The sequence below is a fragment of the Streptomyces venezuelae genome (genome assembly GCF_008642355.1).
GTDB lineage: Bacteria > Actinomycetota > Actinomycetes > Streptomycetales > Streptomycetaceae > Streptomyces > Streptomyces venezuelae_B.
In genome coordinates this window covers 1,468,485-1,490,787 of the sequence record NZ_CP029193.1, presented here as the reverse complement: position 1 = coordinate 1,490,787, position 22,303 = coordinate 1,468,485, and the positions used below count along the sequence as shown (strand labels likewise).

Annotated in this window: 19 protein-coding genes; 6 read left to right on the top strand and 13 right to left on the bottom strand. The window is 71.3% G+C overall.

Translation table 11 applies throughout. From position 1 onward, the window contains the following. The first annotated feature begins 81 nt into the window (after positions 1 to 81). Positions 82 to 870 (top strand): ferritin-like domain-containing protein, encoded by a 789-nt coding sequence (locus DEJ47_RS06925; protein ID WP_150175473.1) that lies wholly within the window; start codon positions 82 to 84, stop codon positions 868 to 870. Between the two features lies 1 nt (position 871). Here the strand turns inward: DEJ47_RS06925 and corA are convergent, their stop codons facing one another. After that, positions 872 to 1,873, bottom strand: a complete 1,002-nt coding sequence (gene corA, locus DEJ47_RS06920; RefSeq protein WP_150165939.1) for a magnesium/cobalt transporter CorA — start codon at positions 1,871 to 1,873, stop codon at positions 872 to 874. 61 nt (positions 1,874 to 1,934) lie between these two features. Here corA and DEJ47_RS06915 point away from each other — a divergent pair, with 61 nt between their 5' ends. From DEJ47_RS06915 to DEJ47_RS06895, 5 genes are all read left to right on the top strand, one after another. Beyond that, positions 1,935 to 2,621, top strand: coding sequence for a histidine phosphatase family protein (locus tag DEJ47_RS06915; protein WP_150165937.1), 687 nt, complete (start codon positions 1,935 to 1,937; stop codon positions 2,619 to 2,621). A 73-nt stretch (positions 2,622 to 2,694) separates the two neighbouring features. Next, positions 2,695 to 3,285, top strand: a complete 591-nt coding sequence (locus DEJ47_RS06910) for a DUF3090 domain-containing protein (RefSeq protein ID WP_150165935.1) — start codon at positions 2,695 to 2,697, stop codon at positions 3,283 to 3,285. Next, a complete protein-coding gene (locus DEJ47_RS06905) occupies positions 3,249 to 4,073 on the top strand; it encodes an SCO1664 family protein (protein WP_150165934.1) in 825 nt (274 codons plus the stop codon). The genes DEJ47_RS06910 and DEJ47_RS06905 overlap by 37 nt, the downstream gene beginning before the upstream one ends. Positions 4,074 to 4,140: 67 nt before the next feature. Beyond that, positions 4,141 to 5,370, top strand: a complete 1,230-nt coding sequence (gene mshC / locus DEJ47_RS06900; protein ID WP_150165932.1) for a cysteine--1-D-myo-inosityl 2-amino-2-deoxy-alpha-D-glucopyranoside ligase — start codon at positions 4,141 to 4,143, stop codon at positions 5,368 to 5,370. 243 nt (positions 5,371 to 5,613) lie between these two features. Beyond that, positions 5,614 to 8,679 (top strand): NPCBM/NEW2 domain-containing protein, encoded by a 3,066-nt coding sequence (locus DEJ47_RS06895; RefSeq protein WP_150165930.1) that lies wholly within the window; start codon positions 5,614 to 5,616, stop codon positions 8,677 to 8,679. Between the two features lie 98 nt (positions 8,680 to 8,777). Here DEJ47_RS06895 and DEJ47_RS06890 read toward each other — a convergent pair whose 3' ends face one another. The 12 genes from DEJ47_RS06890 to DEJ47_RS06835 form a co-directional block, all read right to left on the bottom strand. After that, the gene (locus DEJ47_RS06890; RefSeq protein WP_150165928.1) at positions 8,778 to 9,377 is read right to left on the bottom strand and encodes a hypothetical protein; all 600 of its coding nucleotides are present in this window, start codon (positions 9,375 to 9,377) and stop codon (positions 8,778 to 8,780) included. Positions 9,378 to 9,412: 35 nt separating this feature from the next. After that, a complete protein-coding gene (locus tag DEJ47_RS06885) occupies positions 9,413 to 11,170 on the bottom strand; it encodes a S8 family peptidase (RefSeq protein WP_150165926.1) in 1,758 nt (585 codons plus the stop codon). A 213-nt stretch (positions 11,171 to 11,383) separates the two neighbouring features. Then, on the bottom strand, positions 11,384 to 12,373 hold the full coding sequence (locus DEJ47_RS06880; RefSeq protein WP_150165924.1) for a PAC2 family protein: 990 nt from the start codon (positions 12,371 to 12,373) through the stop codon (positions 11,384 to 11,386). Between the two features lie 150 nt (positions 12,374 to 12,523). Beyond that, positions 12,524 to 13,195, bottom strand: a complete 672-nt coding sequence (locus DEJ47_RS06875; RefSeq protein WP_150165922.1) for a FadR/GntR family transcriptional regulator — start codon at positions 13,193 to 13,195, stop codon at positions 12,524 to 12,526. Positions 13,196 to 13,246: 51 nt separating this feature from the next. Continuing rightward, the gene (locus DEJ47_RS06870) at positions 13,247 to 14,008 is read right to left on the bottom strand and encodes a ferredoxin reductase (RefSeq protein WP_150165920.1); all 762 of its coding nucleotides are present in this window, start codon (positions 14,006 to 14,008) and stop codon (positions 13,247 to 13,249) included. After that, the gene (locus tag DEJ47_RS06865; protein WP_150165918.1) at positions 14,001 to 14,618 is read right to left on the bottom strand and encodes a sulfite oxidase-like oxidoreductase; all 618 of its coding nucleotides are present in this window, start codon (positions 14,616 to 14,618) and stop codon (positions 14,001 to 14,003) included. Before DEJ47_RS06865 ends, DEJ47_RS06870 begins: the two co-directional genes overlap by 8 nt. A 68-nt stretch (positions 14,619 to 14,686) precedes the next feature. Further along, a complete protein-coding gene (locus DEJ47_RS06860) occupies positions 14,687 to 16,048 on the bottom strand; it encodes an amidohydrolase (protein ID WP_150165916.1) in 1,362 nt (453 codons plus the stop codon). A 15-nt stretch (positions 16,049 to 16,063) separates the two neighbouring features. Continuing rightward, entirely contained in the window at positions 16,064 to 16,834 is a 771-nt protein-coding gene (locus tag DEJ47_RS06855) for a nucleoside phosphorylase (protein WP_150175472.1), read from the bottom strand. A gap of 139 nt (positions 16,835 to 16,973) precedes the next feature. Continuing rightward, positions 16,974 to 18,584 (bottom strand): glycerol-3-phosphate dehydrogenase/oxidase, encoded by a 1,611-nt coding sequence (locus DEJ47_RS06850; RefSeq protein ID WP_150165914.1) that lies wholly within the window; start codon positions 18,582 to 18,584, stop codon positions 16,974 to 16,976. Between the two features lie 5 nt (positions 18,585 to 18,589). Continuing rightward, positions 18,590 to 20,134 carry a glycerol kinase GlpK gene (gene glpK / locus DEJ47_RS06845; RefSeq protein ID WP_150165913.1) on the bottom strand — a complete coding sequence of 515 codons (1,545 nt, stop codon included), beginning with the start codon at positions 20,132 to 20,134 and terminating at the stop codon, positions 18,590 to 18,592. A 69-nt stretch (positions 20,135 to 20,203) separates the two neighbouring features. Further along, positions 20,204 to 20,995, bottom strand: coding sequence for an MIP/aquaporin family protein (locus tag DEJ47_RS06840; RefSeq protein WP_150165911.1), 792 nt, complete (start codon positions 20,993 to 20,995; stop codon positions 20,204 to 20,206). 381 nt (positions 20,996 to 21,376) lie between these two features. Continuing rightward, entirely contained in the window at positions 21,377 to 22,141 is a 765-nt protein-coding gene (locus tag DEJ47_RS06835) for an IclR family transcriptional regulator (protein ID WP_150165909.1), read from the bottom strand. Positions 22,142 to 22,303 lie beyond the last annotated feature (162 nt).

Here is a 22,303-nt window from a genome sequence, read left to right as displayed (position 1 = left end):
GTACAGGTGTTGCCCCTGACGGAACCTCGCATTTGACTCGTTCTTCGCGAGGTTCGCGCGCAGGCCATGGAGGTGCCCGTGATGCTGTCGGCCAGGAGTGTCTTCGGAGAGATCCTCGACCACGACGAATCGTTCAGGCTCTTCTGCTCCATCGCGGCCAGCGGCGAGGCCCAGGGCGGCTGGGAGAACGGCCGCATCGCCGCGCTCGTACCCGAGGCCGAGCGCGCCCTCGCCCCCAGGATCACCCGGCACGGCGCCGACGAGGACAAGCACGGCAGGATCTTCCACGCGCTGCTCAAGAAGCGCGGCCTCCAGCCCGTCGAGGTCCCGCACGACACCGACTACACCATGCTCCTGGAGAAGCACGGCATCGGCCTCGCGCACGACAAGCTGAAGGCCGACGAGCCGCTGTCCGTGCGGGACATCGTCACGTACCTGGCCCACAGCAGAGTCACCGAACAGCGCGCCTCCGAACAGATGCGGCTGCTGCTCAAGTACTTCGGCGACCACCCCGACATCGGCCGCGCCGTCCGCATGATCTCCCACGACGAGGACAACCACCTCGCGTACTGCCACGAGGAACTGCTCCGCCTCGCGCGCGCGGGGCACGGCCGCGCCATCCAGCGCACTCTGCGCGAATGCGCCCACGCCGAGATCCGCATCCACCGCGACGTGAGCCTCGCGGTCATGGAGCGCATGGGACGCATCCTCCACTGGCCGCACGCCAAGAGGCAGCTCCTCACCGCCGGTATTCACGCCATGTACGGCTACGAGAGAGCCATCGGCTGGCGGCGCATGGTCTCCCTGAAGATGCCCCGACGGCGCGACGCCCTCGGCGGACCCGCCACGACGGCCACCGAATTCGCCTGAGCTACAGCCAGCCGCGGCGCTTGAACATGCGGTAGAGCACGATCTCCAGGACCGCCATCAGGAGGATCACCGCCGGATACGTCCACGGCCAGTGCAACTCCGGCATGTGGTCGAAGTTCATGCCGTAGATGCCCGCGATCATCGTGGGCACCGCGGCCATCGCCGCCCACGCCGAGATCTTCCGCATGTCGTCGTTCTGCCGCACGCTCATCTGCGCCAGATGCGCGGACAGGATGTCCGACACCAGCCGGTCCAAGCCCTCCACGGACTCGTTGACGCGCGTCAGGTGGTCGTTGACGTCCCGGAAGAACGGCTGCGCCGTCTCGTCCACGAACGGCACCGAAGGGCTCAACGGGTTCACCCCGGAGAGCCGTGCCACCGGCAGCGCCAGCGGACCCGTCGCCCGGCGGAACTCCAGGATCTGCCGCTTGAACCGGTAGATCCGCGACGCCGTGTTCCGCGACGAGCTCCCGCCCTCCGGCGAGAAGACCTCCGCCTCCAGGACCTCCAGATCGGCCTGCAGCTCGTCGGCCACCTCCAGATAGTGGTCCACGGACGCGTCGGCGATCGAGTACAGGACCGCCGTCGGACCGTGCTTCAGGACATCGGGTTCGGCCTCCAGACGGTGCCGTACGACACCGAGCGGCGCGCCCTCACCGTGCCGGACGGTGACCACGAACGAGTCACCCATGAAAATCATGACCTCGCCCGACGAGACGGTGTCGCTGTCCTGCTCGTACACGACCGGCTTGAGAACCATGAACAACGAGTCGTCGTAGATCTCCAGCTTGGGCCGCTGATGGGCCTTGAGGGCGTCCTCCACGGCCAGCGGATGCAGCCCGAACTCCTGGGTGACCCGCTCGAACTCGTTCTCCGTCGGCTCGTGCAGCCCGATCCACACGAACGCGTCACCCTCCGCCCGCGCCTGATCGAGGGCGTCGGAGAGGTCACCGGGGCCCTCGGTCCGACGCCCGTCCCGATAAATGGCACAGTCGACGATCACACCGCGCATTCTTCCCGGCCTTTCCGCGGTTGCACCACCTGGGGCGCATAGGCTGAACCGCATGCCCACGCTGATCCTCGTCCGGCACGGACGCTCCACGGCCAACACCGCCGGCCTGCTCGCCGGGTGGACCCCCGGCGTGGCCCTCGACGAGCGCGGCTCCGCCCAGGCCGCCGCGCTGCCCGACAGGCTCTCCGCACTGCCCATGTCCGAGGTCGTCACCAGCCCCCTGCAGCGGTGCCGCGAGACCGTCGCGCCGCTGCTCGCCGCCCGCCCCGGACTGCGGGTGCACACCGAGGACCGCATCGGCGAGTGCGACTACGGGGACTGGTCGGGCCGCAAGCTCGCCGAACTCGGCGACGAACCCCTCATGGAGGTCGTCCAGCGCCACCCGTCCGCCGCCGCGTTCCCCGGCGGCGAGTCCATGCGGGCCATGCAGACCCGCGCCGCGGAAGCGGTCCGCGAATGGAACGCGCGCGTGGAGCACGAACACGGCGAGGACGCCGTCTACCTGATGTGCTCCCACGGCGACATCATCAAGTCCCTCGTCGCCGACGCCCTCGGCCTCCACCTCGACCTGTTCCAGCGCATCTCCGTGGAGCCCTGCTCCGTCACCGCCATCCGCTACACACGGCTGCGCCCCTTCCTCGTACGCCTCGGCGACACCGGCGACTTCGCGTCCCTCGCGCCGCGCGAGGAGCCGCCGGGCGACGACGCGACCGTGGGAGGCGGTGCGGGCGCACCGTGATCGTCCCCCGCAGTAGGGTGAACCGGGCTGAAACAGCCCTCCGTACATTGCCGCCGATCAATGGAGACAGGACGTGTCCCGTCAGGTGTTCCTCTACGACCCCCCGGAGCGATTCGTCGCGGGAACGGTAGGGCTGCCCGGACGGCGTACCTTCTTCCTCCAGGCCTCCGCCGGTGTCAGGGTGACCAGCGTCGCCCTGGAGAAGACCCAGGTGGCCGCGCTCGCCGAGCGCATGGAGGAGCTCCTCGACGAGGTCGTACGCCGCAGCGGCGGCAACGCCCCGGTGCCGGCCGTCGCACCGTCCGAGGTCTCCGACAGCGCGCCGCTCGACTCCCCCGTGGAGGAGGAGTTCCGCGTCGGCACGATGGCGCTCGCCTGGGACGGCGAGGAGGAGCGGATGGTCGTCGAGGCGCAGGCCCTCGTCGAGCTGGACGCCGACACCGAGGACGACCTCGCCGCAGCCGAAGAAAGGCTCCTGCAGGACGAGGAGAACGGCCCGCCGATGCTGCGCGTCCGCCTCACCGGCGCGCAGGCCCGCGCCTTCGCCAAGCGCGCACTCGAAGTCGTCAACGCGGGTCGCCCGCCGTGCCCGCTGTGCAGCCTCCCGCTCGACCCGGAAGGACACGTATGCCCGCGCCAGAACGGATACCGGCGGGGAGCGTGACCGTCGCCGACCCCGTCGCGCTCCTCACCCACGGGGAGCTGACCGTGCGCGGCCGCATCCGCGAGGCCTCCAACGCGGTGCTCTACTGCACGGTCGCGTACGAAGGCCAGGAGGCCGCCTGCGTCTACAAACCGGTCGCCGGCGAGCGCCCGCTGTGGGACTTCCCCGACGGCACCCTCGCCCAGCGGGAGGTCGCCGCCTACGAGGTGTCGCTCGCCACCGGCTGGGACCTCGTGCCGCCGACCGTGCTGCGCGACGGGCCACACGGCGAGGGCATGTGCCAGCTGTGGATCGAGGCGTCCGGTGACGCGCGGCTCCTCGCCCTGGTCGACGGGGACGAACCCGGCGAGGGCTGGAAGGCCGTCGGCCTCGCGCAGGTCGACGAGGAGCGGACGGCGCTCCTCGTGCACGCCGACGACGTACGGCTGCGGCGCCTCGCCGTCCTCGACGCGGTGATCAACAACAGCGACCGCAAGGGCGGCCATCTGCTGCCCGCCGACGGCCACCTCTACGGCATCGACCACGGCGTCACCTTCCACGCCGAGAACAAGCTGCGCACGCTGCTGTGGGGCTGGGCGGGGGAGCCCCTGACCGACGAGGCCCTGAAGGCCCTCCAAGGCCTCCAGGACGGCCTCGCGGAGGGCGCGGCGCTGGCGGGCCGGCTGGCCGACCTGATCACTCCCACGGAGACCGAGGCGCTGCGCGCACGAGTGGCGGCACTCCTGAAGTCGGGACGCCACCCGGAGCCGAGCGGTGAGTGGCCCGCTATTCCCTGGCCGCCCGTGTGATCCCCCACTCTTGTCCGCCGTGATCCCCCACTCGTATACGGACGCCCCGTCCGGTTAGGCTCAGGGCATGCATGCCTGGCCCGCTTCTGAGGTCCCCGCCCTTCCCGGCAAGGGCCGCGACCTCCGGATCCACGACACCGCGACCGGTGGACTCGTCACCCTCGACCCCGGTCCCGTCGCCCGTATCTACGTCTGCGGAATCACCCCGTACGACGCGACCCACATGGGTCACGCGGCGACCTACAACGCGTTCGACCTCGTGCAACGCGTGTGGCTCGACACCAAGCGGCAGGTTCACTACGTCCAGAACGTGACCGACGTGGACGACCCGCTCCTGGAACGCGCCAACCGCGACGGCAAGGACTGGGTCGAGCTCGCCGAGGGCGAGACCGCGCTGTTCCGCGAGGACATGACCGCGCTGCGCCTGCTGCCGCCGAAGCACTACATCGGCGCCGTCGAGGCCATACCCGGCATCGTGCCGCTCGTCGAACGCCTCCGCGACATGGGCGCCGCCTACGAACTCGAGGGCGACATCTACTTCTCCGTCGAGTCCGACACCCACTTCGGTGAGGTGTCCGGGCTCGACTCCGCCGCGATGAAGCTCCTCTCCGCGGAGCGCGGCGGCGACCCGGAGCGCGTCGGCAAGAAGAACCCTCTCGACCCGATGCTGTGGATGGCGGCCCGCGACGGCGAGCCGAGCTGGGACGGCGGCAGCCTCGGCCGCGGGCGCCCCGGCTGGCACATCGAGTGCGTCGCCATCGCCCTCGACCACCTCGGCATGGGCTTCGACGTGCAGGGCGGCGGATCCGACCTCGCGTTTCCGCACCACGAGATGGGCGCGTCGCACGCGCAGGCCCTGACCGGCGAGTACCCCTTCGCGAAGGCGTACGTCCACGCGGGCATGGTCGGCCTGGACGGCGCGAAGATGTCCAAGTCCAAGGGCAACCTCGTCTTCGTCTCGCAGCTGCGGCGCGACGGGGTCGACCCCGCCGCGATCCGGCTCGCCCTGCTCGCGCACCACTACCGCGCGGACTGGGAGTGGACGGACGCGGTCCTCGCGGAGGCGGTGGAGCGGCTCGGGCGCTGGCGTGCGGCGGTGTCCCGTCCCGACGGGCCGTCCGCCGACGCGCTCGTCGAGGAGATCCGCGAGGCGCTCGCGAACGACCTGGACGCGCCGACCGCGCTGGCCGCGGTGGACCGCTGGGCGGCGGGGCAGGCTGCGGAGGGCGGAGCGGACGAGGGGGCGCCGGGGATGGTCTCCCGCGCCGTCGACGCGTTGCTTGGCGTGGCCTTGTAGCGGCTTCCTTGCTGAGGTCGAATCGCCCCGCGGGATCGTCCTCGAGCGCCGGACGGGCTGAATTCTCTTCCGTCCGTCCGGTTTTCCGCGTGCGGGTGCAGGCCGTCGCCCCGCGGGCTCGTCCTCAGACGCCGGACGGGCTGGATCTCCGCGCCCTGTCCGCCCGGGACCTGGGCCGGAAATCCACGAGCCCGGCAGCAAAGTCCATGGCCGCGGGGCCGGTTGGCGCGCTAGACCTCCGCCATGAGATCTCCCACGCGCTTCAGACCTGTGGCCGCGGCCGCTCTGCTGGGTCTCCTCGCGGTGTTCGCGGGGCCCGGCGGAGGCTCCGCGCAGGCCGCGGCCGACGAGACCGCGAGCACCGTCGGTGACGTCACCGGATTCGACGCCGAAGGCTCCGTCTACCGGCTGACCGCGGGCGACGCAGAGGCCCGTGTCAGCTTCGTGTCGGCCGAGACCTTCCGCCTCGAACTCGCCCCGGACGGCAGGTTCACCGACCCCACGGGCGACGACATCGTCCTGCCGCGGCAGGGCAAGGCGCCCCGCACCAAGTGGGCCGACAAGGGCGACCGTTACGAGCTGAGCACCTCCAAGGTGACGCTCCGCGCCTACAAGTCGCCGCTGCGGTTCGCCCTGTACCGGAGCGACGGCAGCCGGGTCTGGGCCGAGTCCAAGGGGCTGTCCTGGTCCGCGGACGGCACCACGCAGAGCCTCGCCCGCGGCGCCGACGAGCAGTTCTACGGCGCCGGGATGCAGAACGGGCGCGGCAACACCTCGCACCGCGGCAAGAAGGTCGAGGTCAGCGTCGACTACGACTGGGACGACGGGGGGCACCCCAACTCCGTGCCCTTCTATCTGTCCTCCGAGGGGTACGGCGTCTTCCGCAACACGTACGCCCCCAACACTTATGACTTCGCCGCGCCCGTGACCGCCACCGCGAAAGAACAGCGCTTCGACGCCTACTACTTCGCCGGACGCGGCAGCGACGCCACCAAGGACGTCATCGGGCAGTACACCGAACTCACCGGGAAACCCTTCCTGCCGCCGGTCTACGGCATGGAGATCGGCGACGCCGACTGCTACCTCCACAACGCCAACCGCGGCGAGCGGCACACCCTCGACGCCCTCGAGGTCGCCGACGGGTACGTCGAGAACGACATGCCCAACGGCTGGATGCTCGTCAACGACGGCTACGGCTGCGGTTATGAGGATCTGGGGGAGACCGCCAAGGGTCTCGCCGAGCGCAAGATGAAGATGGGGCTGTGGACCGAGGACGGCCTCGACAAGATCGCCGAACAGGTCAAGGCCGGACAGCGCGTCGCCAAACTCGACGTCGCCTGGGTCGGCGACGGCTACAAGAAGGCGCTCGACGGCTGCAAGGACGCCTACCGGGGCATCGAGGACAACAGCGACGCCCGCGGCTTCACCTGGGCCCCGGAGAGCTGGTCCGGCGCGCAGCGCTGCGGCGTGCAGTGGTCCGGCGACCAGAGCGGCAGCTGGGAGTACATCCGCTGGCAGATTCCGACGTACGCCGGGTCCACCATGTCCGGCCTCGCCTACACGACCGGCGACGTCGACGGCATCTTCGGCGGCAGCCCCAAGACGTACGTACGCGACCTCCAGTGGAAGATGTTCCTGCCGGTCACCATGACGATGGACGGCTGGGCCGCCAGCGACAAACAGCCCTTCCGCCAGGGCGAGCCCTACACCTCCATCAACCGCAAGTACCTGAAACTCCACGAGTCGCTGCTGCCCTACCTCTACTCGTACGCCCATGAGGCGACCGAGACCGGGGTCGGCGCCGTCCGGCCGCTCGCCTTGGAGTACCCCCATGACCCCAAGGCCGCGACCGACGCCGCCAAGTACGAGTTCCTCACCGGCGAGGACTTCCTCGTCGCGCCCGTCTACAAGGACACCACCACCCGCGACGGCATCTACCTCCCGAAGGGCACCTGGACCGACTACTGGAGCGGACGCACCTACCGGGGCCCGACCACGATCGACGGTTACAGCGCGCCCCTCGACACCCTGCCGCTCTTCGTGCGCGGTGGTGCGACCGTGCCCATGTGGCCGGGCGGCATCCGCTCGTACCAGGACAGGAAGGCGGACTCGCCGCTCGCCTGGGACATCTACCCGCAGGGCACATCCTCCTTCGAGCTGTACGAGGACGACGGCGTGACCCGGCAGCACCGCGACGGCAAGTACGCCACCCAACGAGCCGAGGTCCGGGCGCCGCACTCCGGAGCGGGTGACGTGCGGGTGCGGATCGGCGCCAGCAAGGGTGCGTACGAGGGGAAGCCCGGCAGTCGGGACCACGCCTTCACCCTGCACACCGGTGACGCGCCCAGTCGTGTGCGGCTGGACGGGCGCACACTGCCGCGGCTGACCTCGCAGCACGCGTACGACCGGGCACGCGCCGGGTGGTTCTACGACCGTGACGACCGCGCAGGCGTCGTCAAGGTGAAGACGGCCGCGCTGCGCACCGACCGGGCCTTCGAGCTGCGGCTCGACGACACGAGCGCCGTCGGCGGCGCCGTGCCCGGCGCGCCGGCCACCGTGAGCGTCCCCGCGGATCAGGAACTCGGCGCGGGTACGCCCGGCAAGGTCGCCGTCGACATCACGGCGGGCACGAAGGACGCCACCGGCGTCGAGGCCACCCTCGACGTACCGGCAGGCTGGACCGCCGGCACCGCGAAGGCCGACCGGATCCCCGCCGGAACCACCCGCCGCGTCGAGGTGGTCCTCACCCCCGCGAAGGACGCGGACATCGGCGAGCAGCCGCTCACCGCGACCGTCCGCCACCGCTCGGCCGGCCAGGACCGCACCGCCGTCCAGCGGTTCGCACTCGGCGTCATGCCGGAGACACCCACCCGGGACACCTGGGCGAGCGACATGAAGTGGCTCAAGTCCACCAACGGGTACGGGCCCGCCGAACGCGACCGCAGCAACGGCGAGTCCGGCGCCGCCGACGGCCACCCGCTGACCCTGGCCGGAAAGACGTACGAGAAGGGGATCGGCACGCACGCCGATTCCGTCATCGAGGTCTACGCGGGTGGCCGCTGCGGCACGTTCACCGCGGACGTCGGCATCGATGACGAGATCAACGGCTACGGAGAGGTCGCCTTCTCCGTCGAGGCCGACGGCAAGGTGCTGTGGACCTCGCCGAAGGTGACGGGCGCGTCGGCGAGCGTCCCGGTCGACGTCGACGTGCGGGGCGCCCGGCACGTCGGGCTGAAGGTGTCCGACACCAACGGCTCCAAGAGCGGGGACCACGCGGACTGGGCGGCGGCCCGGTTCAGCTGCGGCTGAGCGGCACGTCGACATCTCGGCATGGGGCGGCGCCGGGCGGGAGGATCTCCGCCCGGCGCCGCCGTGTCGTCACGCCGACGGCGTGCCGTTCACGCGCGTCACTTGGTGATGACGATGGCCAGCAGGTAGCCCGGGTTGTTGGTGTCGTAGTAGCCGATCACCTGATGCCCGTACGCGAAGGCCTCCTGGATCTCGTCGTGCGTGTGCGGGTTGGGGTCGACGAAGGCCCGCCACGCGTTGTCGACGTGCAGATAGAGGATGTACGCCTGGCCCGGCAGCGGCTCGACGACGTCCCAGAACGCCGTCGCGACGTTGGACGAGAGGGCCTGTGTGGAGATCTCCGGCGCGTGCGCCTGCGGGATCTGCTGCTCCTGCTCCTGGCCGAACTGCTGGAGCAGGTTCTGGAACGGCTGCTGCTGGCCGAGCTGCTGGAGCTGCTGGCGCAGCTGCGGCGGGACCTGCTGCATGCCCTGCTGGCCCTGGATACCCTGCTGGCCCTGCATGCCCTGTTGGCCGTACTGCTGTCCGTACTGCTGCTGGCTCTGCTGCGGCGGGGCCGTGCTGGGGCTCTGCTGCTGTCCGTACTGTTGCTGTCCGTACTGCTGCGGCCCGTGCTGCTGGGAGCCGTACTGCTGCTGCGGTCCGTACTGCCGTCCTTGCTGCTGACCCAGTTGACTCATCTGCGGGGTGGTGCTCATGCCTGTGCCACCTTCCCTCACTGTGATCGGTTGATTCAGCCGGTGACGACGAGGCCGACGACCTCGTCGTCCGAGAACCAGACACGTACGTCCGGTCGTCCCCCCGCGAAGGCGGCGTGCACCGCCTGCCGCGTCTCGGGGGACGGGTTGTCGAGGTTGCGCCACGCCCCGGCCACGAACAGCCGGAGCCGCGGCGGGAGTTCCGGCGGATACGGGAGCAGCTCGTCCCAGTACCGCTCGGCCTGACCCGAACCCACCGCGGACGGCAGCAGGTTCGTCACCGCCGCCTTGAGGTCGGGGCGGTTGCCTATCCGCTGCGACGCGGGCCTGCCCGGCGCGTCCTGCTGCGGGGAGCCCGTCGCGCGCAGCGTCGCACGGGCCCGCTCCGGCGTCATAGGCTGCTGGCCCGCGGCCTTCAGCATGCCCTGCAGCGAGGCGAGGGCACCCACGACGATCGGTGACGCGGAGGACGTGCCGGAGAACGTGTCCGTGTACCAGACGAGTTCCTCGGCGCCGCCCTGCAGATCGCCGGGCCGGTCCCAGAAGCCGCCGGTCGTCGTGGTCTCACGGCCCCAGCCCTGCGCGTCCACACGCGCCCCGTAGTTGGAGAACGCCAGGCGGGAGCGGTCGGGGCCGTGGTCGCGGCCGTGGGTGCCGGGCGGGGGAGCGCCCGCGCCGACCAGGACCGCGCCGGAGGAACGGTTGCTCGGGTTGAACGGGTTGCGCCACCAGGACGGGAAGCCGTCCGGCCGCCGCTCGTACACCGCGTCGTCCAGGGACTCGCCGCCGTTGCCCGCCGCGCCCACGACGAGCACACCCTTCGCGGTGGCGTACCGCACCGCCGCGTAGTCGTCGGGCCACCACTCGATGGCGATGTACCCCTTCTGGTCGTCGCGCGGACCGAAGTCGAACTTCGGTCCGGGCCGGTGCAGTTCGAGCAGGATGATGTCGCCGCGGTTCAGCCGCTCCGCCGCCGCGTGGATCGTCGCGGCCGTACCGAGGGGCTGGAAGGACGCGGCCGCCGTCACGGCATCCGGCACGATGCCGGTGATGCCGAGGGAGTTGCGGTCGCCGCCGATGACGCCGATCACGGCGGTGCCGTGGTTGCGCCAGGCCAGGTCCTGGATGGGCGTCCCGACGACGACGCCGGCGAGCTTCGCCGCGAGGTCCTCGTGGCGCAGCTGCCAGGCGCCCTCGATGTCGACGATGGTGACGCCCTCGCCGGAGCCGCCGAGGCGCTGCCAGGCCCAGCGCGCGTCGATCCCCTCGGGTGCCGGGTTCAAGTAGCCCTGACGGCTGGTGAAGTCGGGTGTGGCGGGCATGCCCTCCTTGCGCCGCCGCGTCGCGTCGTCCAGGTCGTGCGGCTGGGTCGGCGAGGGGTCGATGGAGGCCGGTACGGCGCCGGGCTTCACGTACGCCGTGTCGATGCCCGGCAGCGCCGCCATCCGCGCGCGCAGTTCGTCGGGCCGGTCGTCGCCGCCGCGGACGCGGTAGAACAGGGCCAGGTCGGGCACGTCGTCCTCGCCCGCCGCGGAGGGCGCGGCGGCCCGCAGCCGGTCCTCGTTGCCGAACAGCGGTTCCAGAGTGAGCTGTTCGTCGGAGAGAAACATGTTCAGTGCCGATACGTCGGAGCCGGAGGCCGAGCGGACGTCCCGCTCGCCGGCGCGCAGCCGGGCCTCGGGCCTGGCGACGACGATCAGCTCTTGTTGGGCTTCTCGGTAGGTGAATCCCATTCCGTCGGGGCCCGGCCCGCCGGCTCCGGGGTCCCGCGCCGGGTCTGCCTGCTCGGTCATCGCTTCACCGCTCCCTTCCGTCCTTCGGGTGCCGTGCTGTGCGCTGCGCCAGGTTTCCGGGGCACACCCTGCTACGGCAGGGCCGCGCCGTCCACCCCTCTTTCGAGCAACAGTGTTTGAAAGGAAGTTGAAAAGGGAACCCCGTGCAATTCGGCCACGAGCAGCACAATGGGGCGGCACCCGTACAGGTGCCGCCCCATCGTGTCGAGAAGGTCAGTCGTCCGAGGAATCCGGAGGGCTGGGGTCACCGCTCTCGCCCTCGCCGTCCTCCGCGCCCTGCCCCGGCCGCTGCGTCGGCTTCGGCTTCGGCGGCCGCGTGCGGTCGCTCGGCGAGTCCCGGAGGTACGCCGCTCCGCCCTCCCCGCCGTCGCGCCGCCGCAGGTACCGCTCGAACTCGCGGGCGATGGCCTCGCCGGACGCCTCGGGGAGCTCCGCGGTGTCCCGCGCCTCCTCGAGCGACTGGACGTACTCCGCGACCTCGCTGTCCTCGGCGGCCAACTGGTCCACGCCCACCTGCCAGGCACGCGCGTCCTCGGCCAGCTCGCCCAGCGGGATCCGCAGGTCGATCAGGTCCTCGAGGCGGTTGAGCAGCGCCAGCGTGGCCTTCGGGTTGGGCGGCTGCGACACGTAGTGCGGCACGGCGGCCCACAGGCTGACGGCCGGGACGCCCGCGTGCGTGCACGCCTCCTGGAGGATGCCGACGATGCCCGTCGGACCCTCGTACTTGGTCTCCTCCAGGTCCATGGTGCGCGCCAGGTCCGGGTCGGACGTCACGCCGCTGACCGGGACCGGGCGGGTGTGCGGGGTGTCACCGAGCAGCGCGCCCATGATCACGACCAGCTCGACGCCGAGCTCGTGCGCGAAGCCCAGGATCTCGTTGCAGAACGAGCGCCAGCGCATGGACGGCTCGATCCCCCTGACCAGGACGAGGTCGCGGGGCTTGTCGCCGCCGACGCGGACCACCGACAGCCTGGTCGTCGGCCACGTGATCTTCCGTACTCCGCCGTCGAGCCAGACGGTGGGGCGGTTGACCTGGAAGTCGTAGTAGTCCTCGGCGTCCAGTGCCGCGAACACCTCGCCCTTCCACTCCTTGTCGAGATGCGCGACCGCGGCGGAGGCGGCGTCGCCGGCGTCGTTCCAGCCCTCGAACGCGGCCACCATGACCGGGTCGACCAGCTCGGGTACCCCCTCGAGCTCGATCACCCAGGCCTCCTTCCGACGTTCCCTTGCGTACGCCCCAACCTTACGGCGTCGGCGGGGTCCGTCCGCAGCCCCCTTGCGTGGGGGAGTGCGTGATCACTGCCCACGCTCCGGCCCGGGAAACGACCGTTCACACACAGGAGCGAAGCGCTCTCACAGCGTCGTGCGAAGCCACTGTTCGACGCTCGCGATGTGCACGGTCGCCCACGAGCGGGCCGCCTCCGCGTCGCGGTCCCGCAGCGCGGTGAGGATCGCCCGGTGCTCGTGGAGGGTGCGGCTGACGGCGTCCTCCTGGGTCAGTCCGCGCCAGACGCGGGCCCGCGTGGTCGGCCCGGAGAGGCCGTCGATGAGGGAGCACAGGACGGAGTTGCCGGACGTCCGGACGATGCGGCGGTGGAACTCCAGGTCGGCGGCGACCAGCTCCTCCACGGACGGACCGGCGCCGAGCGCGTCCAACTGTTCGTCCAGCGCGTCCAGTTCGGCGTCCGAGATGTGGGCGCAGGCCATCGCCGTGGCCGCCGGTTCCAGGATCCGGCGGACGGCGAGGAACTCCAGGACCGTGTCGTCGCGGTGGAAGTCCACGACGAAACCCAGGGCCTCCAGGAGGAGTTGGGGGTCCAGACTGGTGACATACGTGCCGTCGCCCTGGCGTACGTCGAGAATGCGGATCAGGGCGAGGGCGCGCACCGCCTCACGCAACGAGTTGCGCGAAAGGCCCAGTTCGGCGGCGAGCTCGCTCTCCTTGGGCAGCCGGTCACCCGGGCGCAGGGCGCCCGAGACGATCATGCCCTTGATCTTCTCGATGGCTTCGTCGGTGACAGCCATGGGGACCTCGCCTGATAGACATCCGATGTGTCAGGCGATTATGGACCGGGGTCAGCCGAAGCGTTCGATCCGGATCCGGTCCACCGGCTGGCCGCCCTCCACGAGCAGCCGCGAGGCGTGCTCGGCGAACCCGTTGGAGCCGCAGACGTACGCCTCCCAGCCGCCCTCGGGCTGCCCCTGCGCGCCGAGGAACGGCGCCAGATGGGCGGCGTTGAGCCGGCCCTCGGAGCGGGTCAGGACGACCGTGGTCTCGTCCGCGTACTCGTCCGCGTAGATCAGGTCCGCGGGCGTGCGCGCGGAGACGACGAGCCGCACCGGGACGTCGAGGCCCGCGAGCCGCTGGTGCCGGACCATCGACATCAGCGGCACGACGCCCGAGCCGGCCCCGAGCAGCAGCGCGGGCCGGTCGCCGGGCCAGGCGAAGAAGCCGGACAGCGGCCCGCGCACCTCGACGGTGTCGCCGACGTGCGCCACGGTGTGCAGATGCCCCGACACCTCGCCGCCCGGCACGTGGTCGAGGGTCAGCTCGATCTCGCCGCTGCCGTCGGGCGCGGAGGCGATGGAGTAGTGCCGTTGGGCGACGTAACCGTCCTCGGCGGTGAGCCGCAGCATCAGGTGCTGGCCCGGCAGGTGCCCCTGCCAGTCGGGCACCTTCAGGCGGAACGTCGAGACGAGCGGCGTCTCGCGGCGGATCTCCACGACGGTCGCGCGCTGCCACACGGCCGCGGAACGGCTGCTCACCTCGATGCGGCCGGGCACGGCGAACGCCGTCGGCGGCACGAAGGGCTCACGGGGGGTCTGGGGGTCAGTCACCGGCGTAACGCTCCTCGGCCCACGGGTCGCCCCGGTGGTGGTAGCCGTTCTGTTCCCAGAAGCCGGGCTCGTCGCGGTCGAGGAGCCGCAGCCCCGCCACCCACTTGGCGCTCTTCCAGAAGTACAGGTGGGGGACGATCAGCCGGGCCGGGCCGCCGTGCTCGGCGGGCAGCGGCTCGTCGCCGTACTCCCACACGATCCACGCCTTGCCGCCCGTCACGTCGGACAGCGGCAGGTTCGAGGTGTAGCCGGTGTGCGCGTACGCCACGACGTGCGTCGCCTCGGGGAGCGGACGGGCCGCGGCCAGGAACGTGTCCAGGCTCACCCCGCCGAACCGCACCCCGAACTTGGACCAGCTCGTCACGCAGTGGATGTCGCCCCGGTACTCGGACGCGGGCAGCGCGTGCGCCTCGTCCCAGGTCCAGGTGCGCGGGGCCGCGACGAGACCGTCGACGCGGAACGTCCAGTCGGCGGCGGCGAGCCGCGGGGTGACCTCGGCGGACAGGACGGGCCAGCCGTCGCCCGCGTCGTACTGCCCCGGGGGCAGCCGCGGGTCGCGGTCGGCGGCCCGGGCGCGGCCGGTGAAGCCGCGGGTGGGTTCGAACGTCATGCGGTGGGTGCCACTTCGGGGGTCGATGTCAGTTCAGTTCGGGTGCGGGTCGGGAGACCGCGCGCGGGTCAGGAGACCGGTGCCGCATCGGACGCGGTCGCCGCGTCATGGAGGGCCCGCAGGACGGCCTGCTCGTCGAGGGTGAGCAGCGCCCGGTCGCGCATCAGTACACGTCCGTCCACCACAGTGTCCCGCACGTCGGCGGCCGACGCCGCGTACGCCAGTGTGGACCACGGGTCGTGCCGGGGCGCGAGGTGCGGCCGGTCCAGGTCGAGGACGATCAGGTCGGCCTGCTTGCCGGGCTCCAGCGAACCGAGGCGGTCGCCGAGCCCGAGCGCGCGCGCCGACTCGATCGTCGCCATCCGGACGGCCTGCTCGGCGCCGACCGCGGTGGGGTCGCCGCCCGCCTTGTGCACCAGCGCGGCGATCCGCACCGCGCCCAGCAGGTCGAGCGTGTTGGAGGACACCGCGCCGTCGGTGCCGAGGCCGACCGTGACGCCCGCGTCCAGCAGCTCGGGCACGCGCGCGATGCCGCAGCCCAGCTTGAGGTTGGACACCGGGCAGTGCGCGACGGCCGTGCCGGTGCGGGCCAGCGTCGCGATCTCGGCGTCCGTGAGGTCCACGGCGTGCGCGAGCAGCGTGTCGGGGCCGAGCACGCCGAGCGAGTCGAGGAGTTCCACGGGGCGCATGCCGTGGAGGTCGACGACGTTCGCCACCTCCGCCGCGTTCTCGGAGGCGTGGATGTGCAGCAGCGCGCCGTGCTCCCTGGCGAGCGCGGTGATCTCGGTGAGCTGCGCGGGGTTCAGCGTGTACGCGGAGTGCGCGCAGACGACGGGACGGGTGCCCGGCGCGGGGACGTACGCCTTCAGGTGCGCGGTCGCCCACCCGAGCCGCTCCTCGTAGGGCCTGCCGTCCGGCGGTCCCGGGACGTCCATGAACGTCGGACCGGTCAGCAGCCGCCACCCGGCGCCACGGGCGGCTTCCTCGGCCGCCTCCTGGAACCAGTACATGTCGAGCGCGGTCGTGACCCCGCCCCGCACGGACTCCGCGACGGCGGCGCGCATCGCGGTCGCCACCGTGTCCGGCGAGAGGATCGCGGCCTCGCGCGGAATGACCCGGGAGAGGAAGCCCTGGAGCGTGACGTCGTCGGCGATGCCGCGCATCAGGTTCATCGCGAGGTGCGTGTGCGTGTTGATGAGGCCGGGCAGCACCAGGCAGCCCCGCGCGTCGATCTCCTGGGTGGCGCGGTGGGCGGCGCGCAGGCGGGCGGCGGGACCGACCTCCACGACGCGCCCGGCGCGCACGGCGACCGCGCCGTCCCTGACGACGGTGCCCGCGGCGTCGACGGTCAGCACGTCGCCGCCGTGCACCAGCAGGTCCAGGTCGTCAGGGCCGCCGCGGCCCTGGGCCGGCAGATCGGTGTGAGGCATCGTCTCTCCGGGTCGTCATGTCGGCCGCGCGACGAGCAGGCGCAGCGCGTCCAAGGCTATCCGGGCGCCCCGGTCGACCCCGGCGGCGACCACCTCGCGGTGCGGGTCGTAGCCGCCGGTCGACAGGAGCGCCTCCTCGTCGACCAGCTCGTCCGCGTTCGCGCCGTCCACCACCAGGGCGCCGCCCGCGGTCAGACCGTGGGTGGAGGCGAAGACGTACAGCGCGGAGAGCTCCATCTCGATGGCCGCGACGCCCGCCCGCTCGTACGCGGCGGCGGGCAACGGCAGGAAGCCCGGCTGGAACGCGGCCCGCGTCCACACCACGCCCCGGTGGTGGGGCGCGTCCATGGCCCGTGCCGCCCGCTGGAGCGCCAGAACGGCCTCCGGTGCGGCGAACGCCGGGTACTCCGCGGGGATGAGCTGCTGGCTGACCCCGTCGTCGCGTACCGCCGCGTCCGCGATGACCAGGTCGCCGTCGCGGACTCCGGGCCGGATCGCGCCCGCCGTGCCGAGCCGCAGGAAGGTCCTGACGCCGGCCGCGGCCAGCTCCTGGAAGAGCAGCAGGGCGCCGGGCGCGCCGACGCCGTGCGAGGAGACGACGACCGGGGTGCCGTGCCAGTCACCGGTGAAGGTGCGGTACTCGCGGTGGTACGACACCTCCTTGGCGTCGGCCAGGAGCGCGGCGACGGTCTCCGCGCGGCCCGGGTCGCCGACGACGACCGCCTGGGCGGGCAGTCCGGTGCGAGGGACGCGGGTGATGGGCTGCGCGTCGGAGGGCGACGCCATGGGAGAGCTCACGCCGGTGATCGTACGCAGCGCCCGCCCGGCGTACGGACGCGCCCCCGGACACAGGTAAGGGGCGGTCCCCATGGGAACCGCCCCTTACCGACTGCCCCTTACGGACCGCTCGTGCGAGCCCTCGGGCTCAGCTCTTCTTGCCGAGCAGGTCCTCGACCTTGCCGCGCACCTCGTCCGTGGCCAGGCCGCGGATCGTCAGCGTCGTACGGCGGCGCAGCACGTCGTCCGCGGTCTCGGCCCACTCGTTGTCGCGGGCGTAGACGACCTGTGCCCAGATCTCCGGGGCGTCCGGGTGGACGCGCTCGGCGAGCTCGGGGTTCTCGTTCGCCAGGCGGGCGATGTCGAAGGAGAGCGAGCCGTAGTGCGTCGCCAGGTGCTTGGCGGTGTCGGCGGCCATGCGCGGGCCGGGCGCCGGGCCGTCCACGAGGAGGCGGTGGGCGACGGCGCGCGGGTTGGCGATGCCGGGCAGCGGCAGCTTCTTCGGCAGCGAGGAGACCGGCTCGTAGTCGTCGCCCAGCGGGTGGCCCGGCAGCGACTCCAGCTTCTTCATGATGGTCCGGCCGATGTGGCGGAACGTCGTCCACTTGCCGCCCGCGACCGACAGCATGCCGCCCGCGCCCTCGGTGACGACCGTCTCGCGCTTGGCCTTCGACGTGTCGCCGGGGCCGCCGGGCAGCACCCGCAGACCCGCGAAGGAGTACGTGATCAGGTCCCGCGACAGCTGCTGGTCGCGGATGGAGAACGCGGCCTCGTCCAGGATCTGCGCGGTGTCGGCCTCGGTGACGCGCACGTCCGCCGGGTCGCCCTCGAACTCCTCGTCCGTGGTGCCGAGCAGCAGCATGTCCTCCCAGGGCAGGGCGAACGTGATGCGGTACTTGTCGATCGGGGTCGCCAGCGCGGCCTTCCAGGGGGCGGTGCGCTTGAGGACCAGGTGCGCGCCCTTGGACAGGCGGATGGAGGGCGCGGCGGCCGGGTTCTCCATCTTGCGCAGGTGGTCGACCCACGGGCCGGTCGCGTTCAGGACCAGCCGGGCGTTGACGCCGAACTCGTCGCCGGTCGTGCGGTCCTTGAGCTCCGCGCCCGTGACCCGGCCCTGGGTGAAGCGCAGGCCGGTGACCTCGGCGTGGTTGAGGACGGCGGCGCCGGCCTCGACGGCCGCGCGGACCGTCATCAGCGCCATGCGGGCGTCGTTCATCTGGTCGTCGCCGTAGACCGCGACGGCCTTCAGGTTGTCCGTGCGCAGCTCCGGCACGTCCTGCGCGGCCTTCGACGGCGACAGGAGGTGACCGACGCCGTCGCCGAACGCGGAGAGCGCGCTGTAGGCGAACACGCCCGCGCCGAGCTTGGCGGCCCCGTGCGGGCCGCCCTTGTAGACCGGCAGGTAGAACGTGAGCGGGTTCGCCAGGTGGGGGGCGACCTGGCGGGACACCGCACGACGCTCGAAGTGGTTCTCCGCGACCAGCTTCACCGCGCCGGTCTGCAGGTAGCGCAGACCGCCGTGGAGCAGCTTGGAGGAGGCGGAGGAGGTGGCGCCGGCGAAGTCACCGGCGTCCACCAGGGCCACCCGCAGTCCCGACTGCGCGGCATGCCAGGCGGTGGAGATGCCCAGGATTCCGCCGCCGATCACCAGGAGGTCGTACGTCGCCTTGGAAAGCTGCTCCCGGGTCTCGGCGCGGCTCTGCTGGGAACCGGCGGCCGGACGCGTCCCGAGGGCAGGGACGCTCTGCAGGGTGGTCATGTGTCTTACTCCTCGCCACTCTCGTCGAGCCAACCCATGGACCGCTCGACGGCCTTGAGCCAGCTCTTGTACTCACGGTCGCGGGTGCCCGCGTCCATGTGGGGGGTCCACTCCGCGGCCCGCCGCCAGTTGGCGCGCAGCTCGTCGGTCGAGGACCAGAAGCCGACGGCGAGACCGGCGGCGTAGGCGGCACCGAGGCAGGTCGTCTCGGCCACCATCGGGCGCACCACGGGTGCGTCGAGGAAGTCCGAGATGGTCTGCATCAGCAGGTTGTTGGAGGTCATGCCGCCGTCGACCTTGAGGGCCGCGAGCTCGACGCCGGAGTCCTTCGTCATGGCGTCGGTGATCTCACGGGTCTGCCAGGCCGTGGCCTCCAGGACGGCGCGCGCGATGTGCGCCTTGGTGACGTACCGGGTCAGACCGGCGATCACACCGCGGGCGTCGGAGCGCCAGTACGGGGCGAACAGGCCGGAGAAGGCCGGTACGAAGTAGGCGCCGCCGTTGTCCTCGACCGACGACGCGAGCGTCTCGATCTCGGCGGCGGAGTTGATCAGGCCCATCTGGTCGCGCATCCACTGCACCAGCGAACCGGTGACGGCGATGGAGCCCTCCAGGGCGTAGACCGGCTTCTGGTCGCCGATCTGGTAGCCGACCGTGGTCAGCAGGCCCGAGTAGGAGTTGATGGCCTTGTCACCGGTGTTCAGGAGCATGAACGTGCCGGTGCCGTACGTGGACTTGGCCTCGCCCTCGTCGAAGCAGGTCTGGCCGAAGAGGGCCGCCTGCTGGTCGCCGAGCGCGGAGGCGACGGGGATGCCGCCGAGCAGGTCGCCGAGCTGTCCGCCGGTGACCTCGCCGTAGACCTCGGCGGAGGAGCGGATCTCGGGGAGCATCGCCATCGGCACGCCGATGGACTCGCAGATTCTGGCGTCCCACTCCATCTTGTGGAGGTTCATCAGCATGGTGCGGGAGGCGTTGGTGACGTCGGTGACGTGCTTGCCGCCGTCGACTCCGCCGGTCAGGTTCCAGATGACCCAGGAGTCCATGGTGCCGAAGAGGATGTCGCCGGCCTCGGCGCGCTCACGCAGGCCCTCGACGTTGTCGAGCAGCCAGCGTGCCTTGGGGCCCGCGAAGTAGGAGGCCAGCGGCAGGCCGGTCTCGCGGCGGAAGCGGTCCTGGCCGACGTTGCGCCCGAGCTCCTTGCAGAGCGCGTCGGTGCGGGTGTCCTGCCAGACGATGGCGTTGTGCACCGGCTCGCCGGTGTTCTTGTCCCACAGCAGCGTGGTCTCACGCTGGTTGGTGATGCCGATCGCCTTGATGTCGTCGCGGGTGATGCCGGCCTTGGAGACGGCTCCGGCGACCACCTCCTGGACGTTGGTCCAGATCTCGGCGGCGTCGTGCTCGACCCATCCCGGCTTCGGGAAGATCTGCTCGTGCTCCTTCTGGTCGACGGAGACGATCCGTCCGTCCTTGTCGAAGACGATGCAGCGGCTCGAGGTTGTGCCCTGGTCGATGGCCGCGATGAAGGGGCCTGCGGTGTGTGCGTCGGTCACGGTGTGCTCCAGAAGTTCTTGGCTGTCGGTCTCAGGCGTCTGTGCCGGTCATCGGTCGCTGTCGCGGTTCTACTTGAATGCGACGTTGTAGAGACCGCCGGCGATGGCGCCGCCGATCAGCGGGCCGACGATCGGAACCCAGGCGTACGACCAGTCCGAGCTGCCCTTGTTCGGCAGCGGGAGCACGGAGTGGACGATGCGCGGACCGAGGTCACGGACGGGGTTGATCGCGTAGCCCGTGGGGCCACCGAGTGAGAGGCCGATGCCGACCACGACGAGCGCGGTGATGAGCGCGCCGAGGACACCGAGGCCGTTGCCGCCGTCGTTGAGGCCCTGCGTGAGGATGGCGAGGACCAGGACGACCGTGGCGATGATCTCCGTGAGCACGTTCTGGACGTAGTTGCGGATCTCGGGGCCCGTCGAGAAGATCCCGAGCACCGGTCCCGCCGCGGGGGCGGCCTTCTGGTCGACCATGCCGTCCTCGACGGGCTGCGCCGCGAGGATCTCGGGGTCGGTCAGGTGGGCCTTGAACTGGCCCATGTACGTGACCCACACCAGAACGGCGCCGATCATCGCGCCCAGCAGCTGCGAGCCCAGGTAGAGCGGAACGTCGCTCCACTTGGTGCCGCCCTCGACGGCGAGCCCGAGCGTGACCGCCGGGTTCAGGTGGGCGCCGGAGACGCCGCCCGCGAGGTAGGCACCGGTCAGTACGGCGAAGCCCCACCCGAAGGTGATGGCGAGCCAGCCGGCGTCCTTGGCCTTTGAGCGCTTGAGCGTGACGGCGGCGCACACGCCACCGCCGAGCAGGATGAGCACGGCGGTACCGATGGTCTCGCCGATGAAGATGTCGGAGCTGGACACCCGCGACTCCTTTGTCCTTCGTCCAGGGGAAGGCGAACCCCGGGTCCCTCCGGTGGTCCGCGACCTCAGGTGAGGTCGTTGCCGGCCCTTGGCCTTGTCCCACTCTAGCGCGTAATGCCGGTAGGTGTTCGACAATGCCGACCGATGGACGCGAGTCTCGCTCCGGGGTTACTCGCTCGTCAAGAGTTCTGTTATTGAAAACACGATCGTTATTGATCGTTTCGACCTATCGGTACGGACGCACCTGTCCGCCTCCGTCGGGGCCCGTTCACCTGAGGCGCCGACACGCCCACAGCGGGGCCCTGACGCGTCCATGGATCGTCGCCCGAACCCGGGCCACCTGCACGTCGAACCGCCGAACCGCCCGGCGGCTCGCCCCGCTCAGAAGCGCCCGGCGCCCAGATCCCGGGACACCGCACGCGCGCAGTCCCGCACCGCGGCGATCAGCTCGGGCCGCAGCTCCCCGTCCTTGCACACGCGCTCCACGGCGCCCGTGACACCGACCGCGCCGACCGGCATCCGCCGCCGGTCGTGAATGGGCGCGGCTACGGAGGCGATGCCCTCCCAGGTCTCCTCGACGTCGGACGCGTACCCGCGCGCGCGAGTCAGATCGAGGACGCCCTCGAAACCCTCGGGGTCGGTCACCGTGTGCACGGTGAACGTCTGCCGCTCGACCTCGACGGCCTCGTTGTGCGCCACCGGGTCGTACGCCGACAGGACCTTCCCCAGCGCCGTGGAATGCAGTGGCTGCATGGCCCCCACCTCCAGGACCTGCCGGCTGTCGTCGGGCCGGAACACGTGGTGGACGATCAGCACACCCTGCTGGTGCAGGACCCCCAGGTGCACGCTCTCGCCGCTGGAACGCGCCAGATCGTCCGTCCACACCAGGGCACGCGCCCGCAGCTCATGCACGTCCAGATAGCTGTTGCCCAGACGCAGCAGCTCCGCGCCCAGCTGATAGCGGCCCGACGCGGAGTCCTGCTCCACGAAACCCTCCGCCTGAAGGGTGCGCAGAATGCCGTGCGCCGTACCCTTGGCGAGGTCGAGGGCGGAAGCGATCTCGGAGAGGCCGAGCCGTCGCTCGCCGCCCGCGAGCAGCCGCAGCATCGCCGCGGCCCTTTCGAGCGACTGGATGTTGCGTGCCATCGCAGCCCCGACCTCCGTCCCCTGGTACCCATCCACGTTCGACAATGCTGAACACTATCGGTCGTTGTCGACCTCCCGCTAATACGCGGACGGCCTGTCCTGTACCCAAGGACCACCCCGACGATCCGATCCGGCCAACCCCGCCCCGCCCGTCCGTCCCGT

Coding starts and splice junctions, on each gene's coding strand:
- DEJ47_RS06890 (WP_150165928.1), bottom strand. CDS start 9,377: ATGAGCACCACCCCGCAGATGAGTCAACTGGGTCAGCAGCAAGGACGG.
- DEJ47_RS06865 (WP_150165918.1), bottom strand. CDS start 14,618: ATGACGTTCGAACCCACCCGCGGCTTCACCGGCCGCGCCCGGGCCGCC.
- mshC (WP_150165932.1), top strand. CDS start 4,141: ATGCATGCCTGGCCCGCTTCTGAGGTCCCCGCCCTTCCCGGCAAGGGC.
- DEJ47_RS06835 (WP_150165909.1), bottom strand. CDS start 22,141: ATGGCACGCAACATCCAGTCGCTCGAAAGGGCCGCGGCGATGCTGCGG.
- DEJ47_RS06860 (WP_150165916.1), bottom strand. CDS start 16,048: ATGCCTCACACCGATCTGCCGGCCCAGGGCCGCGGCGGCCCTGACGAC.
- DEJ47_RS06885 (WP_150165926.1), bottom strand. CDS start 11,170: ATGACCGAGCAGGCAGACCCGGCGCGGGACCCCGGAGCCGGCGGGCCG.
- DEJ47_RS06925 (WP_150175473.1), top strand. CDS start 82: ATGCTGTCGGCCAGGAGTGTCTTCGGAGAGATCCTCGACCACGACGAA.
- DEJ47_RS06850 (WP_150165914.1), bottom strand. CDS start 18,584: ATGACCACCCTGCAGAGCGTCCCTGCCCTCGGGACGCGTCCGGCCGCC.
- DEJ47_RS06895 (WP_150165930.1), top strand. CDS start 5,614: ATGAGATCTCCCACGCGCTTCAGACCTGTGGCCGCGGCCGCTCTGCTG.
- DEJ47_RS06855 (WP_150175472.1), bottom strand. CDS start 16,834: ATGGCGTCGCCCTCCGACGCGCAGCCCATCACCCGCGTCCCTCGCACC.
- DEJ47_RS06875 (WP_150165922.1), bottom strand. CDS start 13,195: ATGGCTGTCACCGACGAAGCCATCGAGAAGATCAAGGGCATGATCGTC.
- DEJ47_RS06905 (WP_150165934.1), top strand. CDS start 3,249: ATGCCCGCGCCAGAACGGATACCGGCGGGGAGCGTGACCGTCGCCGAC.
- DEJ47_RS06915 (WP_150165937.1), top strand. CDS start 1,935: ATGCCCACGCTGATCCTCGTCCGGCACGGACGCTCCACGGCCAACACC.